At 35.6% G+C, this 15,580-nt stretch carries 11 protein-coding genes; 1 reads left to right on the forward strand and 10 read right to left on the reverse strand.

The window, feature by feature from the left end; all coding sequences use genetic code 11:
* Positions 1-50: 50 nt before the first annotated feature.
* The 10 genes from ACQKMF_RS09885 to ACQKMF_RS09930 all read right to left on the reverse strand — a co-directional run bounded on the left by ACQKMF_RS09885 (position 51) and on the right by ACQKMF_RS09930 (position 12,684).
* A complete protein-coding gene (locus ACQKMF_RS09885) occupies positions 51-1,337 on the reverse strand; it encodes an acetyl-CoA hydrolase/transferase family protein (protein ID WP_427572831.1) in 1,287 nt (428 codons plus the stop codon).
* 102 nt (positions 1,338-1,439) lie between these two features.
* Positions 1,440-2,633, reverse strand: a complete 1,194-nt coding sequence (locus ACQKMF_RS09890; RefSeq protein ID WP_427572833.1) for a thiolase family protein — start codon at positions 2,631-2,633, stop codon at positions 1,440-1,442.
* 30 nt (positions 2,634-2,663) lie between these two features.
* Complete coding sequence (locus tag ACQKMF_RS09895) at positions 2,664-3,521, reverse strand: hydroxymethylglutaryl-CoA lyase (RefSeq protein WP_318290863.1); 858 nt, start codon at positions 3,519-3,521, stop codon at positions 2,664-2,666.
* A 17-nt stretch (positions 3,522-3,538) separates the two neighbouring features.
* On the reverse strand, positions 3,539-4,714 hold the full coding sequence (locus ACQKMF_RS09900) for an acyl-CoA dehydrogenase family protein (RefSeq protein WP_101221724.1): 1,176 nt from the start codon (positions 4,712-4,714) through the stop codon (positions 3,539-3,541).
* Positions 4,715-4,870: 156 nt separating this feature from the next.
* Positions 4,871-5,680, reverse strand: coding sequence for an enoyl-CoA hydratase/isomerase family protein (locus ACQKMF_RS09905; RefSeq protein ID WP_427572836.1), 810 nt, complete (start codon positions 5,678-5,680; stop codon positions 4,871-4,873).
* Between the two features lie 29 nt (positions 5,681-5,709).
* Positions 5,710-6,492, reverse strand: a complete 783-nt coding sequence (locus tag ACQKMF_RS09910; RefSeq protein ID WP_427572838.1) for an enoyl-CoA hydratase/isomerase family protein — start codon at positions 6,490-6,492, stop codon at positions 5,710-5,712.
* A 1,969-nt stretch (positions 6,493-8,461) separates the two neighbouring features.
* Positions 8,462-9,667 (reverse strand): CaiB/BaiF CoA transferase family protein, encoded by a 1,206-nt coding sequence (locus ACQKMF_RS09915; RefSeq protein WP_427572840.1) that lies wholly within the window; start codon positions 9,665-9,667, stop codon positions 8,462-8,464.
* Between the two features lie 152 nt (positions 9,668-9,819).
* A complete protein-coding gene (locus ACQKMF_RS09920) occupies positions 9,820-11,400 on the reverse strand; it encodes a long-chain-fatty-acid--CoA ligase (RefSeq protein ID WP_427572842.1) in 1,581 nt (526 codons plus the stop codon).
* A gap of 177 nt (positions 11,401-11,577) precedes the next feature.
* A complete protein-coding gene (locus ACQKMF_RS09925) occupies positions 11,578-11,982 on the reverse strand; it encodes a PaaI family thioesterase (protein ID WP_101221721.1) in 405 nt (134 codons plus the stop codon).
* A gap of 114 nt (positions 11,983-12,096) precedes the next feature.
* Positions 12,097-12,684, reverse strand: coding sequence for an enoyl-CoA hydratase/isomerase family protein (locus tag ACQKMF_RS09930; protein WP_427572844.1), 588 nt, complete (start codon positions 12,682-12,684; stop codon positions 12,097-12,099).
* A gap of 731 nt (positions 12,685-13,415) precedes the next feature.
* On the opposite strand from ACQKMF_RS09930, the gene ACQKMF_RS09935 reads away from it, so the two are divergent.
* Complete coding sequence (locus ACQKMF_RS09935; protein WP_427572846.1) at positions 13,416-15,575, forward strand: sigma 54-interacting transcriptional regulator; 2,160 nt, start codon at positions 13,416-13,418, stop codon at positions 15,573-15,575.
* Positions 15,576-15,580 lie beyond the last annotated feature (5 nt).

Consider the following 15,580-nt stretch of genomic DNA (forward strand, 5'->3'; position numbering starts at 1 on the left):
TAGCCACTTCTTGTATCATTAAGAAGTGAAGTTTATATTTTTTTTAAAACCTATCTCATATTTTTTTCAAAATCTGAATGAAGTTCATCACGGAAATCAGGGTGAGCAATTGCTATTAAAGCTTGTGCCCTCTCACTGAGTGATTTTCCAAACAGAGATGCAATTCCATACTCCGTTACAACGTAATCAATTTCAGATTTAATAGATGTAACATATGGAATTTTAACTTTTATTCGTGATTGAGCCCCTTTTTTGGCTGTGGAAGGAAGAGCAATAATAGCCTTGCCACCTTTTGAAAGTCTTGCTCCATGAATAAAATCCATTTGTCCGCCAACTCCTGCTACTGGGAAATCGCCCACTTGCTCAGCATTTATTTGACCTGATAGATCAACTTCTAATGCCGAATTGATAGAATGAAAATTACGCATTTTTGATATAACTGCAGGATTGTGTGTATAATCTGAGGGGTATAATTGAATTTCTTTATTCATGTGGGAATATTTATATAATTCTTTTGTTCCAGTTAAAGTTGTACATACTGTTTTATACTGATTAATCTCTTTATGCTCATTCGTAATAACGCCTAGATTGATTAACTCTGTAACAGGATCTGTGATCGATCCTGAATGAATACCAAGGCCTTTTTTCGATTTAAGAGATATTAAGACACTATCCGCAATCTTCCCAAGCCCTACTTGAATGGTAGCATGATCAGGTATCAATTCTGCAACGTATCTTCCTATTTTCATATCATCTTTTGACGGTTTTCCATTCGGAATCGAAAGTAATGGCCGATCGGAAAGCACAAATTGATCAATCTCTGATACATGTACAAGTGTCTCTCCATATGTGAGAGGTAGTTCATTGTTTACTTGTGCAATAACTGTTGCTGCTCTTTTAATTAAGGTTTGTACTGTATCTACGGACAACCCTAAATTACAATAGCCTTCATCGTTTGGGGATGATACTTGTATAAGGGCTACGTCTATTTTTTCTTGCTCTACCCAGCGAGGTATTTCTGAGAGATTAACCGGTAAATAGTCACATGCGTAATTCATATATGCACTTTTTAAGAGAGAAGACCCCAAAAAAGTACGAATTTTAAAGTGTGAGTGACACGTTTGATCAGCATATATACATGGACTGCCAATAACTGCATTATATAGATAAACATTCTGTAAACGTGCCTTTTGACGAACCAGTTCCTCCACTAGTGTTTGCGGTTCATTGCAAAAAGGTGCAAGAAAGACCTTTTGAAAAGACTGGATAGTAGAAATCGCCTGTTCAGCGCTTGTTTGTCGCGTGTTATATAGAGTAGCCCACTTTTTGATTGTCATGATTATTTCACCTCCGCCGTTATTGTAATAAATCAATGAATTGCCTTTTAAACAAACGTGCACTTGATTATTAAGATTTTTTTTAAAACGCCATTAAATATTTCAAACTTGCATATTCTCGACTACAGTAGTTATTCCTAAGCCACCGCCAATGCAAAATGTGACTAATCCATACTTTTCTCCACGTCTTTCCATTTCATGAAGCAATTTTGTCATTAAAACGCCACCAGTTCCACCGATTGGATGACCTAAAGCAATTGCACCACCATTAACGTTAACACGGTCAATATTAAGTCCTAGTTCTTTAATAACAGCAAGAGACTGTGCTGCAAACGCCTCGTTTAACTCAATAAGTCCGATATCATCGATTGTTAATCCTACTTGTTTCAATGCTTTTCGTGTTGCAGGAGCAGGGCCAATTCCCATAATCTCTGGTGATACACCTGCTGCCGCTTGAGCAATAATTTTCGCTTTCGGTTTTTTACCAAAGCGTTCTGCCGCTTCGTCAGACATCATCAATACAACTCCTGCCCCATCATTACGTCCGCTTGTATTACCTGCAGTAACCGTACCGTTTTCTTTAAAAACCGGCTTTAACTGAGATAATTTTTCCATGTTTGTTTCTCTTGGATGTTCGTCAACTTTAAATGGGACCATTCCTTTTTTTGTCTTTACTTCAAAGGGAACAATTTGATCGGTAAACAATCCTGTCGATATAGCTCTTTGGGCATTTTCTTGACTTCTAAGAGCAAATTCATCTTGTTCTGTACGAGAAATGGAGTATTTTTCTGCTAAGTTTTCTGCTGTCATACCCATTGTTAAATGTCCGTATGTTTCAATAGGCTGTGCCCGTGGCTGACTTTCAGTATTAGGGTCCAAAATTTCACCATTTCCTGCTCTATATCCAAAACGTGCATTTCGGAGATAGAACGGTGCTGTACTCATACTTTCTGCTCCACCCGCAATTATTACATCTGATAATCCACACATTATTTGCTGAGCCCCGCTATTCATAGCTTGTATACCGGATCCACATTGACGATGGACAGTATACCCTGTAATTTCAATTGGGAATTCAGCGCGTAAAAGTGCTAAGCGAGCCAAATTAGGTGAATCTGTACTTTGTTTTGCCTGACCGATAATCACTTCATCAATGTCCCTTTTATCGATACCCGTACGGATCAAAATTTCGTCCAGTACTTTTGCAGCTAAATAATCAACCTCTACATCTTTTAATGTTCCACCCATTCGACCGACTGCGGTACGAACAGAATCAATAATGACTGCATTTCTCATCTTAACCTCTCCTATCTTATATGTTATTTATTACCTTGTTGAAAGACTTTTGGCTAAAGGTCCTACTTTTATTAGTTCGTTATAATCAATTCCTGTTTGACACCCCATACGTGAGACCATGTTTAATAATTCCTCTGTTGAAACATTGCCCGTTGCCCCGGGAGTATACGGACAACCCCCAAGACCTCCAACAGAGCTATCAAACTTCGATATACCTGCCTGCATAGAGGCGATTACATTTGCTAACGCCATTTTTTTTGTATTATGAAAATGTCCTACAAAGGTAGTATCCGGATATTGGTCCCGTAATCTAGAAAATCGCTCATACACCATTTTGGGATCAGCCTGCCCGTTTGTATCTCCTACATCTATTTCATCTGCTCCAAACTCAATAAAGCGCTCACAAACATTTTTCACTTCATCAAATATTACAGGCCCTTGAAAAGGACAAGTGAAAGCCATTGAAATATAAGCGCGAATAAACATTCCTTCTTTTTTTGCTCTGGCGAACATTGGCTTACACTCATCTAATGATTCTGAAGTTGTTTTATTAATATTCTTTTTATTGAATTCAGAACTTGCCCCTACAAATACTGCAATTTGAGGGGATTTTGCTTCAATTGCGCGTTCCAAGGCCTTGTAGTTGGGTGTTAACGCAATATAATTAATTCCAAGTTCATTACAGAAACGTGCAATTTCCTCAGAATCAGCCATTTGCGGTACCCACTTCGGATGAACAAAAGATGTGGTTTCCATACGTGAAAATCCTGCTTTTGCTAGCTGGGTAATTAATTCTTTCTTCTGTTCTGTCGATATCGCTTCGGGCTCATTTTGTAAACCATCACGAGGCCCTACTTCAATAATTTCAATTTCCTTAGGAATAAACACTGGACCATCCCCCTGAATTAATACGATCTCGGTAATCCTAGAACATGTTCAGCTACAAAAGAAAGAATTAGATTTGTAGAAATAGGTGCAACTTGATATAATCTCGTTTCTTTGAATTTTCGTTCTACATCATACTCTTCTGCAAATCCAAAACCGCCATGTGTTTGTAGGGCAGAATTTGCTGCTTCCCATGAAGCATCTGCAGCAAGAAGCTTAGCCATATTAGCCTCCGCCCCACATTTTTGACCAGAGTCAAATAATTGAGCTGCCTTAAAACGCATAAGATCTGCTGCTTCTATATTTACATGTGCACGAGCAATCGGAAATTGAATCCCTTGATTTTGTCCGATAGGTCGATTGAAAACAACTCTTTCTTTTGCATAATTTGTAGCTCGCTCTATGAACCACCGACCATCTCCAATACATTCTGCAGCAATCAGAATACGTTCTGCATTCATACCATCTAGAATATACTTAAAACCTTGCCCTTCTTCTCCGATAAGATTTTCAACCGGTACTTCTAAATCCTCAATAAATAACTCAGTAGTTGCATGGTTCATCATCGTACGGATAGGTTTAATGGATAGGCCATTACCAATTGCTTCCCTAAGATCGACAAGCAAAACAGAAAGCCCTTCTGTCTTTTTCTTCACTTGCTCAAGTGGAGTCGTCCGGACAAGTAAGATCATTAAGTCTGAATGTTCTGTCCGTGAAATAAATACCTTTTGTCCATTTACAATATACTTATCTCCTCTACGCTCGGCGAAAGTGGTTAATTTCGTCGTATCTGTACCAGTATTTGGTTCAGTTACACCAAATGCTTGCAATCTTAATGAGCCATCAGCAATTTTCGGTAAATATTTCTCCTTTTGTTCAATATTGCCGTGTCGAAGCAGTGTACCCATTGTGTACATTTGAGCGTGACAAGCTCCTGCATTTCCACCTGAACGATTAATTTCTTCTAAAATAATAGAAGCTTCTGTTATTCCAAGACCAGATCCACCATACTCTTCTGGAATAAGAGCCGCTAAAAATCCGTTTCTAGTAATCTCATTAACAAATTCATCTGGATATGCTAATTTTGCGTCTAATTCTCTCCAATAAGAGTCAGGGTATTTGCTGCAAACATTGCGAACGCTTTGTCTTAATTCATCATGGAATTGAGTATTTACTTTTACAGTTGATGCTGTCATAAAGAATTCCTCCTATTAAATAGTTTATTTATTTTCGATTAGGAAATTATAAAATGCTTGTACTTTAGAGTGCACGACATCCAGCTCCGAAGGGTAGGACGTGCATGTGCAGCCGTTGCGACCGGAAGTCGCGGTTTTTGACTGCAATCCCTAGCCTTAGCTAGGCGCTTGCGCTTTTGTTTTTTGAAATTGAGGTTTGCGTTTTTCAAAGAAAGCCTTGACACCTTCTTTAAAATGATCTGATTCAAAACACATCCCTTGAGCAAACCCCTCTAATTCAAGAGTATCGTTAATGTCTGTCAGAACACTTTTGTTTACTAACTTTTTCATTAAACCTAATGCCATATCAGGTCCTTCAGCAAGCTTTAATGCTATAGAGTTTACTTCTCCCATTAGAAAATCATCTTCAACAACACGATTAATGATTCCAATATTTTGTGCCTGTTCTGCAGTAATTTTTTCCCCTAAAAACATTAACTCTAGTGCACGGTGACGGCCTATTAATCTTGGTAAAAAGTGAATAGAACCGAGATCCGGGATTAACCCTACCTTTACAAAGCTCTGTATCAAAGCGGATGAACGACTAGCTACAATCATATCGCAAGCTAACGCAAGGCTAACACCAGCCCCGGCAGCCGTACCGTTTATTGCCGCTATTACAGGCTTTTCTAAATTTAAGATTGAATGAATCATTTCATGACCAGACTGTAACCGTTTTCTTCCTGTAAAAGCATCAATTTCTTTTAAAGCACTTAAATCACCACCAGCTGAAAAAGCTTTCCCCTCACCTGTTAAAACAATGACTTTTACTTCATTATTATCTTTCATTTGGGTGAAAAAATCTCTTAGCTCTTCCCTCATTTCTAAACCGAGAGCATTTCTGACTTCTGGACGATTTAATTTAACAGTACAAACTCCGTTATGCGTTGTAATTTGCAAATTTTTATACGTCACCTTTTTATTCACACCCTTTTCTTTTAAATGAATATGCTAATTTATTTACCAGAAAACTGTGGTAAACGCTTTTCGACAAAAGCGCGGACTCCTTCTAAACGATCCTCGGTTTTGATACATCGATTGTAATAACTTATTTCTATTTTCCTAGCTTCTTTATTTGGCATTCCAAATAATTCATCTATAGATGCTTTACAATTTTGAACAGCTAAAGGAGCATTAACAGCAATTTTTCCAGCCAATTCTAGCGCTTTTTCTCGTAATTCATTTGATTTCGCAAGGATATTTAAAAGTCCTGCTCGATCAGCTTCTTCACCGGAAACCATACTTCCTGTACAAACCCATTCTTTTGCACGATGAACACCAATTCGTTTAGCCAATAATCTTGTACCTCCACCGCCAGGCATAATTCCTCTTGTTACTTCGGGCAACCCGAATATTGCGGTTTCTGCTGCTACAATCATGTCGCAATTTAAAACAATTTCAAAACCTCCAGCTAATGCGTACCCATCTACTACTGCAATAACCGGCTGCCTCATATCTTGAATGCTATTAAACATTTTCTGAAATAGTTCATGCTGTTCCTTCCATTCTGTTTCAGTCATATTATTTCGCTCTTTTAAATCTGCTCCGGAACAAAATGATGTATCGTTAGAGGATGTCATCAAAACAGCCCTAATATTACTTTTGTCTATTGTTTGACAAATCTCAAGAATCTCTTCAGCCATCTTTGTCGTAAATGCATTTCTGGCTTCTGGACGATTTAATACAATTTCTGCTATAACTCCTTCTTTTCCAACTCGGTTCCATTCAACAAACGCCATAATTTGTTCGCCTCCATTTACCACCTTTGTTATTATAAAATTCAAAATATTCACGTCATATTTTGATGCCTTTTTACCAAATACCCCGCTATTGCTTTCCTAATTAACCTCACTTTCATTTACTATACCTTTCATAAGGTTTTCAATTATATGTATGCAATTTTTATGCCAAATTATTTAAACCTTTAATAAAATATGTCAATAAATCCGTTTGATGTGGATTAACCTCACTGTATCCGTACCAGAGAGTCCATCAACTAGTTAAGGTGTTATCCACCCAAAACCCAAAACTAGATAGTTATACAGCTTGTACCTTTTGGCTAAAGTTGTTCGATAAATCGGACAGTGTTTTTATTCTGATACAATTAAAATCCTATTTTAAAAGAAAAAGGCTAGACGACCCATTGAAGTAAATAGTTTAATCGCAGCATTATAAAGCTACCATTAAACTAAATATTGAATTCTTTTTTCGGGTATTTTTTTTGGGAAGTACTTCTCTGACTATTTACAACGCAAGAATCGTTCCAATTTATATTTCACTATAAAATCACGAAATAATGTACTTCTCTTGATGTTTGTACATAAATACAAACGAATAACATGATACAACTGTATCAATTGGGAGACAGCAATACATTACAATAGACAATTTAGTGTTTAGTAACTTAACCTGTCTCGATAATAGGAACTCAAGGGAATTGGACATATGCCCAAGAGTAAAAGAGCTTTATGTTGCTTTGACATAAAGTTTGATCAAATTGCTAGTTATAAACTTGATAAACGAACAAAAAGAAAGAGCGTGTTTTGAAAATAAGATTGATCAAACACGCCCTTACAATATTCAATTGAATCATTCTTTTATAAAAAAGTTTGATCATTTCAGTAATCCTTATGCCATTAAAGCGCCCGATTGTGGAAGACACACTATTAAGGAAAAGTAACCCAATAAAACTCCGATAATAAAATGTTCAGTTGTTTATGGCAATTTCCCAAGTGGGTATTTAGATATTCGGGATAGAACAATATATCATCAAGTTTATTAATCGGGGACCACTTATAAATTAGTCTATCTCGCCTATTTCCACAAAACTCCTGATCACAAGTATAACAAAGCAATAAAAGTCCCTAATTCATCGATGACTAAAATGTCGACTCTACTCTAGAAACAAACACTAATTTCCCTTTATAATGCCGATAATACTACTTAATTGTAGTATTACGTCTTTTTATGATTCAAGTTGTGTGGAGACAATGAGGATAAAGCTTTAAATTACATTGTTGCCTTAAAAGATACAAACAAAGATTTTATCGTTGTCAACCGTTAAGACATACATATCAGTCTTACCACTCCTGGGCGAGTTGAGGAGGTCATCGACTCCCCTTAACCAACCGACAGCTTTTTAAATGACGAATATTCCTTAATAATCCAAATCAAGGTGTTTTAAATTACTTGATTTTTATAATTTTTTCAATTTTATTTAACGAATAGTCAACCCAAAATTTAATCATTTTTTCAACTAACTGCTGTATTATTTAATTGTAATAATTAACATTCTACATAAATACTTATAATGTCTTTTAATTCACTCTTCCACAATCTGGAATGCAAACAAAAAGGCATGCCTTTTTATTTGCGTGCTTCGATTAACGTTTAATTTATATACCTTTCAAAGATATTTAAAATAGATTCCTCTCCCTCACTTTAATAACATTTATATTAGATTAGCCAAGCACCAAATCTCAAAAAACAACAATCTTTTAAAAAGACTTCACTAAAAATGGAAGCGTTTTTCCACCTTATTATGCGCTTTGTGATGGGCCATTAACCCATATACTTCTAGTGCGGATGGTTATCTGAGAAGCTCCTGAATTTCATCGGAAAAACCATATCAAACTTTAGTTAAAAAGAGTGCCCATATAAATGTTCTCCTTTATCAAATTGTGATAACCCATAAATTATCCCTGCCAATCATTTAACGACGGATCCTGATACCTTCTTACCAATTACCCCGCTAATTCTGAGATTTTCAATGGTATCACTTGAATAATCTAATTGCTGAAGAATCTCCTCTGTGTGCTCTCCGAGTATCGGTGCGTGAGCATGTATTTTTCCTGGTGTCTCCGAAAATTTGATTGGAAATCCAATTTGCTTGATGTTACCGGCAACTGGATGTTTCATTTCGGTAAATAATTCTCTTTCGATAATTTGAGGATCCGAAAAGATTTGCTCTATATCATTGACAGGTCCTACGCATGTCTCTTCTAAAGCTAATAAGTCTAACCATTCTTGCTGATTTTTTTTCTTGAATACCTCTGACATTTCTAGCTTTAATTGTTCTTGAACATCATCATTACCTCCATGAAGTTCAATCCATTCAGGTTTCCCTATTAATTCACAAATTTTCTTCCAGAATTTCTCTTCGGATGCTCCAACAGAAAGATATTTATTATCTTTTGTTTCATATACTTGATAAAATGCATATTGACCATCTAATCGATTTCCCCCTCTTTCTGGAACTTTTCCTGAAGCAAAGTAATCTGATGCTGCAGCATATAACCAGGTAACGGCACCATCCATCATTGAAACATCAATATATTGCCCTTTTCCAGTTCTTTCTTTGTTTAATAGTGCCATACATATCCCAGATAGAGCCATCAATGCACCTCCACCTATATCTGCAATTTGTACACCAGGAATGACTGGTTTTCCATTTTTTTCGCCAATTAAGCCTAATATTCCACTGTAGCCGATATAATTAATATCATGTCCTGGTAAATCGCGATAAGGTCCAGTTTGCCCATATCCAGTTAATGAACAATAAACGATTCCTCTATTAATCTTTGAGATTTCATCAAAACCTATCCCTAGACGACTCATTACCCCAGGACGAAAGCTTTCCAAAATGACGTCAGCACTTTCCGCCATTTTTTTAAAAATTTCTTTCCCTTCTTCTGTCTTAAGGTTCAATTCAACACTTTTTTTATTTCGATTTATTGTTAAATGTCTAGCACCTATTTCTTCAATAGCTGGTTTTCTCCAACGTATATAGTCACCTCGCTCTGGCTCTTCAATTTTTATTACTTCTGCTCCGTAGTCTGCCATCATAAGTGAGCAGTAAGGTCCAGGAAGTAATCTTGATAAATCTAATACCTTAATTCCACTAAGTGCTCCCACATTCTCTACTCCTTTTATTAAAATTAATTTGTTAGTTTACGAAATTTTACTCGTTTGCAAAAGGTAAAAACTTCTAACTATTACACTAATTTCATCTGGAAATCATACACCCCAGTTGCTTTTATTGTTTAAATCTCTCAAAACGGACTCATTTAGTTAATGAAGTTTGTTTCGTGACCATATGAGCGTAAAACTGTTTTTAAGACTTTACCGGATGCATTCCTTGGAAGCGAGTCCATAAATTGTACGAAACGCGGTTTTTTATAAGATGCTATCCTACTTTGACAAAATTTAATAACTTGATCTTTCGTTAATTGTTTTCCAGGCTTCAATACAATGCATACTTTTACACTTTCACCCCATTCTACATCTGGAACTCCAATTACTGCTGCTTCCAAAATGTCAGGATGGCTATAGAGAACCTCTTCTAGTTCTTTTGGATAAATATTTTCACCACCGCTAATAATCATATCTTTCTTTCGATCTACCACATAAATATATCCATCTTCATCCATCCGGACTAAGTCGCCACTGTGGAACCAGCCACCTTTAAAGGCTTCCTTCGTAGCTTCTATATTTTTATAGTATTCCTTCATCATTGTTGGACCCTGGTATACAATTTCTCCTACTTCACCAAGAGGTACGTCCTTCATTTCATCATCGACAATCCGAACACGAACATTTATAGACGGTTTTCCAACAGAAGCTGTTTTATTATATCTTAGTGAATCTTCACCAGATAAATAGGTCGTAGACGGACTCATTTCTGTTTGTCCAAATGCTTCATGTATTTTTGCATTCTTAAAAACAGTCATTATTTTTTTCTTAATTTCTACCGGACAAATAGCCCCTCCTGTCGAGCAACTGGTCATTGAACTTAGGTTATATTCTAATAGGTTAGGTACTTGGAAAAGAAAGTTCCACATAGATGGGACTAAGAACATCGAGTTGATTTTTTCTAAATGAAGGGTTTTGAGAACTTTTACAGGTTGGAATTCTCTGTGAATGAACATTGTCCCTTCCAACAAGCAGTTCTGTACTAAAAGTGATAAAGCCGCTACGTGAAAAAGTGGAGGAATCAGCAATTGCTTGCTTCCCTTTTTGGTTTGCGAATGATAGAGCTTATTCATTCCATTCATATAAAGATTCTTATGAGTTAATACTGCTCCCTTTGGTCTTCCAGTTGTTCCAGAGGTGTAAATGATTGCGTGAGCATCATCGTCACTCAGTTGTTCTCTAGATTGATTAATAGTAGGTGTATCGTATATAGAATGATATGAAATTACATCCTTCCCTAAATCCTTATCCGGGGATCCTACTATAACGATCGTCTGGATTTGTGTGAGTTTTTCTACTACATCGCGGATGGTCTCAATAAATTCTTCTTCTATAAATAATATTTTTACATCTGAGTGATTTAGAATATAATCTACTTCATTCGAGACCAAACGGAAGTTAACTGGAACAAATACTCCGCCTGCCAAACTAACTCCAAAGTATAATTCAACAAAGGGCAATCCGTTTTTGAATAAGCAACCTACTTTTTCATCTTTACCGATTCCTCTTCCTTGCAGCCATTCTGATAAATGAAGGGTACGTTTAAGGAGTTCTTGATAGGTTAATCGTTGATCTTCAAATACAAATGCCTCCTTGTCCGGAACATTATGTGCAGCAGATTTTAAAGCTTCTCCAATAAGTAATTGTTTTGCCATGACCTTCCTGATCATTTTCATATTTACTCCCTTCTAAAGAAATTTAATGAAGGTTTTTCACCATTAAGTTGCCAACTTTTTTAAAGCTTTAATTGCTGGATTTTAAAGCCATGACTTCAGATTTGACTAAAGCATGCAAAAAACTCCAATTTCATTTCTAACATCCATACTTATTGAATTGCGGCTATGTCAATATCCTTACCTATTCATTTGCATTATTTTAAAGGTACCAATTGACTTTGCTACTAAACTCCCCTTAGAGTCATTCACCAAACCTTCAGCGGTTACAATACTATTTCCTTGTTGTAAGATTTTAGCTGTTGCCATCATTTCTTCTCCATTCATAAGAGGAGCAAAATAATTGATACTCATATTCACTGTCACAATAGGCTGGTTAACCACTGTTCGTATCGTTGCACCCATTACTGAATCGAGGATGCTAAAGAACACTCCACCATGAACAGCTTTATTTACATTTAAATGATAAGTTGTGATCTTAATGGAACAAACTATGGAATCTTCTTCAAATTTTTCAAATTTGATTCCTAAATGTTTGTTATAGGGGCTATTCTCAAAGATATTCGTAATATTTTCTAATGGCATGACTTTTCACCTCTTTTTCTTCACTTTGAAATCTAATTAACACTGTTTCACCAAATACTACATTTATTTTTAAATATATTAATCAACCAATTTAATGCAGAATATATTGTGAATTTAATAATTTTTTTGTTGAATAATTGAATTGGCCATTTCTACCCCCTCGTTTATTAAACGTGAATCAGGGAATATGCGATTTATAATACCAATATCAACTGCTTCTTGTGCCCCGATTAATTGTCCAAGCCATATTAGTTCTTTTGCTTTAGAAGGGCTCGTCAATTCGATTAAGCATTCCTTCCCAATAGATGAGGGACTAATATGGCTATAAAAACCAAATTTTGAAAATTCACTGGAAATTCGCAAATCACATGCTAACGCAATTTCCAATCCGGTTCCAATTGCAGTACCAGAAATAATACTGATTGTTGGCAATGAATACAGCGTTAATCTTTTCAAAATCTTATAAAGCAGGTCTTCCTCATGGTCTTCATCAGATTTCCTCCCTCCATTCTTTCCAATTGCAAAAAATTTATTATTTGAACTTAAAATCACCAATCCTCGAATGTCCTTAGACAGCTCGATTTCATCCAGGGTTCGATCAAAATCTTGTAAAAATTGATCGTCTACACAGTTGTAAGGAGAATTTGAAAGTTGAATGATTGCCACACGTCCTTGAGTTTCCCATAGAACTTTTCTTGACAAATTGTTTCCCCCTTGACAATAAATTTATTGATTGCCTGAGTACCACCATAGTTCGTAAAATTGGATTGTCGTTTCGCTTCCCTAACCAAAACTTTGTAGGCACCTTTTTTAAAATATGTTTCAATATTTATTGCAATTTTCATGCCAACTATAATTCCAGGGTTTATTGACCATATGTAGATTTAAGTTGTGTGTCCACTGTACGCCAATGTCAACATTTGTTTAATAAAATGCACAGTGTTTCTATTTTGAGACAACTATTGTTAAATTAAAAATGCTTTTTGAAAAACGATTTATCATAAAATGCAAAATTCAATTGTTTTACTAAACTTTCCCTTATCCTACGGGTCTTCTAGAAATTAAATATGTAAAGTGTTTAAAAAAACTTAAACGTGAGGTATTGTTGTGCCTCTTCTTCGATTAGTAGAAATCTTGATTTTATTGATAAATATGTTTCTCTTTCAAAATTTCAATCATTACTAACTTATATTCCCACTTAAAATTTGTTCTCTAAAAAGGTCGCTCAAATCTATAAAGCATAACATCTTCTTTTTAATGATAAGGCTCTACCTCCATGACAAAAAACACTAACATACCGAAATACTCCCAATTGACTAAATTAAGTTTCTTCAAGATTCCTTGAAGAAACTTGTGTTATAATTACAATATTCCGACAATTGAGAGTTTTATCGCCTTATTGAGAATTAAGTTATTAGGGAGTGAGTGATAGCATGCTCGTTAAAAATTCTTTTATTCAAACAGTTAAGAATTATATGAATAAAAATGTTCCTAAATTGTACATAGATAATACAATACGTGATGCAGTGGAAATATTTCGAAAAGATAAAATAATGATATTGCCTGTTATGGACAAAAAAAATTCTTTCATTGGGATCATGACACCTTCCTCTATTTTCAAGGCATTTTCAGAAAACGCTTCCATTGATGAAAACATGCTTCCTTTTATTATTAAAGATGCAGTTACAGTGAATGAAAATGATAATTTAACCAAAGTACGCCTATTTTTAAAACAAAAAAAGGTTGGACAGGCTGTTGTTCTCTCGGATGATAATCAAGTTGCCGGAGTTCTAGATACGAAAAACATTATACAAGCTTATCAATCTAAATATGAATCTCTTGGAAACTCTTTGGAATCTCTTTTTCAGCATATGCAAACTGGCATCATGGCTTTAGATCATAATGGGACGATTCTCATTACAAATCACGCAGCAGAATCATTGTGCAATCTATCTAAAGAACAGAGTATCGGATTTCATTATACCGAGGTATTACCACAATTAACTAATATTTCAAGCGGAGATCTCACTGTAATAGATATTCAGCTTCACCGAATTTCAATTAAAGACAAAAGGCTCCTTATTACATACAAATCCCTTTCTAATGAAAGTAATGATTGGGGGGGGATTATCCTAATACAAGATTTAACCGATTATGAACAAATAGCAAACGAACTCGAAATTACCAAAAAGTTAGAACGCACATTGCAAACGGTTCTGGATACTACTTATGACGGCTATATAGTCATTAATCAAAGCGGAATAATTGAAATGTTCAACGATGCAGCTTGTGAATTTGTGAGAAAAACAAAAAATGACCTTGTAGGCCATCCAGTTACTCGAATTATCCCAGAAATAAAATTAGAAGAAGCTCTAGCCCAGGGTTTTCAAAGTGAAAAACTTGAAGCCATGATAATTGGTAAACATCGTTGTTTTATTCAGAAAACACCAATTTATAAGGAAAAACAGCTTGTAGGGGCTATAGCTAAAATTATTTACAAAGACCTAAACAAGTGGAAAAACGTGGTGAAGATTTTAAATGATTTAGAAAAAGAAGTCTCATTTTACCGGGGTGAGCTATCTCTCATTGGTGGTAAGCCCTTTGATTTAGATGATATTCTAACACAAAATGAAGAAATGGGAAGGATAAAGCATTTCGCACGACAATCCGCAACAGGATTTTCTAATGTTCTTCTTTTGGGCGATAGTGGAACTGGCAAGGAGCTGTTTGCACGAGGTATCCATAATGCATCTAATCGAACCGGTAAATTTATTAAGATAAACTGTGCTGCTATACCTGAGGAGTTATGGGAATCTGAATTTTTTGGTTATGCCGATGGGGCATTTACAGGCGCAAAAAGAGGTGGAAAACCTGGGAAATTTGAATTAGCCAATAATGGTACATTATTTTTAGATGAGATTGGAGATATGCCTATTTCAATGCAAGTGAAATTACTCCGCGTACTTCAAGAAAGAGAATTTGAACGTGTCGGAGGAAATGATACTATAAGAGTGAATGTTCGAATCATTGCTGCAACTAATAAAGACTTAAAGCAAATGGTTGCTAATAATGAATTTAGGGAAGATCTGTATTATCGGCTAAATGTTATTGTCATTAATATACCCCCTCTTAAAGATCGAAGTGAGGATATCCCTATTCTTACTAAATCTATTACAAAAAAATTCAGTCATCTCATGGGGTTAGGAGAAGTTAATATTACTGAGGGAGCTATGAAGTTACTATCGTTACACACCTGGCCTGGAAATGTCAGAGAACTAGAAAATGCTATTGAAAGAGCGATGAATTGCATAAGGACTGATATTATAGATATAGAGCATCTTCCTGAATATATACAAAAAACAAAAGGTATTAGAAATTTAGATTCTCCACCACATCTTGAGTCCACCACACAGGAAGTATCTCAAGAAGTTTTAATCTCCGATTTTTATAAAAACAATATAGATAAGGCAGAGAAAGATGCTATTGATTTGGCACTTAAACAAACAGGAGGCAATCGTACAGCAGCAGCAAAACTTTTGGGGATAAGCAGGTCGCAATTTTACAAAAAATTCAAGAAATCTAATTCTAATTAATAGCA

The organism is Peribacillus sp. NPDC101480 (assembly GCF_050277335.1).
GTDB lineage: Bacteria > Bacillota > Bacilli > Bacillales > DSM-1321 > Peribacillus.